General features: G+C 37.2%; 2 protein-coding genes and 1 pseudogene. All 3 read left to right on the top strand.

The window, feature by feature from the left end; translation table 11 throughout:
* Positions 1–215, top strand: a pseudogene (locus tag ACFILT_RS09185) (adenosine monophosphate-protein transferase); the annotation flags it as partial.
* Between the two features lie 68 nt (positions 216–283).
* Entirely contained in the window at positions 284–472 is a 189-nt protein-coding gene (locus ACFILT_RS09180) for an antitoxin VbhA family protein (RefSeq protein ID WP_375618808.1), read from the top strand.
* The gene (locus ACFILT_RS09175) at positions 459–998 is read left to right on the top strand and encodes a Fic/DOC family protein (RefSeq protein ID WP_375679963.1); all 540 of its coding nucleotides are present in this window, start codon (positions 459–461) and stop codon (positions 996–998) included. The genes ACFILT_RS09180 and ACFILT_RS09175 overlap by 14 nt, the downstream gene beginning before the upstream one ends.
* Positions 999–1,346: the final 348 nt, after the last annotated feature.

Here is a 1,346-nt window from a genome sequence, read left to right as displayed (position 1 = left end):
AGTTTTTAAAGCTACAAAGTGCTTTAGATAAACGTTTTGGACAGGATGCCATTCATAAACAAGACTTTGACTTGTCAAAAGTAATACCTCAAAACCAGCCTCCGGATAAGAAGCTTATGAGTGAGTTTCAAACGGCTGTTAAATTTTTGCAACAGAGACAACAGGAGCAAATCAATGCGATAGCGCGTGAAAGATCAAAAGATGTGATACGGTAAGGTAAGGGATAAAAACTTGCTTCTATAGCTTATTTGAGCTATAATAAATATCAACAAAGGAGAATTTTATGTTGAGTGAAGAGGAAATTAAACGACGTCGCTTTGATGCTAAAAATGCATTAGCAAGCCAACGTTTAGAGGGGTTGGAACCAGATCCACAAGTTGTTGCTCAAGTAGAGCGTTATATTATAGGTGAACTTGAAATAAGTGATATTATCAAAGATTATATAGAGCGGGTAAAACGTGGAGAAGTATAAAGGGGGCGTTGATCCTTATACTGATGCTGAAACTGGTGTGATGTATAATCGGTTTGGTATTAAAGATGAAGCTACGCTAAAGTATGTAGAGTCTACTCTCGCTTATGCAAAATCTCTTGAACTTAAGCGTACTCCTATTAGGGGTAGGTTTGATCTTAATCATATGAAAGATATTCACAAGAAGCTATTTGGTGACGTCTATGAATGGGCAGGAGAGATCCGTTCAATAGATATTACCAAAGGTGGTTGTTTATTTGCTTATCATCATCAGATTGAAAGCTACGCACCGAAGATTACACAGCAGCTTGCCAAAGAACAATATCTGCGTGGTCTTGATGCGGATAAATTCAGCCAGAGAGCTGGATATTATATGGGTGAAATAAATGCGTTGCATCCGTTTCGAGAGGGAAATGGACGTACTCAGCGTGAATTTATTGGTCAACTTGCTTGTGAAGCTGGCTATAATATTGACTGGGACGGTATCACGCGAGAGGAAATGACAAAGGCATCAATTGAGGCACTTTAAGGTACTTCTGAATTACTGTCTGAGCTTATTCGTAAGAACCTTACTGAATTTACAAAGAATAGAGAGATTGATGTTTATCAAGGTTTTGGGGGAAAAATAGCTTCTGATGTACAGAACAATAAAGAATTATCCGAAGAACAAAAGGAAAAAATTACAACGGTTTTTAATAAAGTGAAGACAGCTTTTAGCAGACTTCAAAAAGAAGAACCCAAGGTTGAACAATCACAAAAAGATTTGAATGTTTCTTCAAAAGCAACAGAAAAAGCTCCATACCTTGCTGCTTATACGGATAACTCTAATCTAGAACAGAAGGTGCTAAGCGCTCTTAGAAATAAAAAATCTTACGTT

The organism is Bartonella sp. AP7XZML (assembly GCF_042195745.1).
GTDB lineage: Bacteria > Pseudomonadota > Alphaproteobacteria > Rhizobiales > Rhizobiaceae > Bartonella.
This window is presented reverse-complemented; position numbering and strand designations above follow the sequence as displayed.

Excerpts from the sequence above, each read along its gene's own strand:
- ACFILT_RS09180 (WP_375618808.1), top strand. The coding sequence starts at position 284 with ATGTTGAGTGAAGAGGAAATTAAACGACGTCGCTTTGATGCTAAAAAT.